This window comes from Vibrio sp. 1978 (genome assembly GCF_033344345.1).
In genome coordinates, this window is record NZ_JAWPOP010000566.1 from 1 (window position 1) to 653 (window position 653).

Annotated in this window: 1 protein-coding gene; it reads right to left on the minus strand. The window is 41.5% G+C overall.

Annotated elements, in window-relative coordinates; translation table 11 throughout:
* Positions 1-243 precede the first annotated feature (243 nt).
* On the minus strand, positions 244-653 hold a 410-nt coding region (locus R8N49_RS27860; RefSeq protein ID WP_029848122.1), incomplete at its 5' end, for a DUF2753 domain-containing protein.

Here is a 653-nt window from a genome sequence, read left to right on the forward strand (position 1 = left end):
TAGTCATCTCTTTAGGTCGAACTCAAGTTTAGGCCGTAGTAAAGCATTCTTACATATAAAACGCCGGAGAAATAATCTCCGGCGTTGTTGTATATTGACGTTGTTCGCTTGTTAATTAAGTAAGAGCCTCGAAAACGCTCAAGGCTTACTTTGTATATGTTAGTGAGTATCTACTTACTGTCGAATAACTTTCGTTGAGTCATTTCCAAGTGATGAGGTCAGCTTATTTTCGACCTTTGCTCATTAATTTAAACGAAACTTAGCGATCACTTCGCAATTGGTTGCGGTATCGATCTTTTCTACTTGTTTCGCAATTGCTGGGTTTGGATGACGCTTCATAAAATCGATAAGTGCTTTTGTGCAACAGCCGATGGAGTCAATAAAGCTCGCGCAATTCTGGTTTGGGCATTGGGGAATAAGTGTGAGCACTTTTTCAGATGCCAGCTGAAGATATTTGAGTTCGTATTCGGTATCACCAGCCCAGCGCCAAAATTGCGCGAGGTTGTGACAAGAGATTACAGAAATCAAAAGTCGTTCGTCTGCTTCAATTTCCACGCATTCACTAATGTCTTCACTTAAGCTTAAAGCTTGTTGATAGTGAAGAATGCTGCGTACAGGATCATCTAGTTGCAGGGCAGTATCGGCTAGGAGTG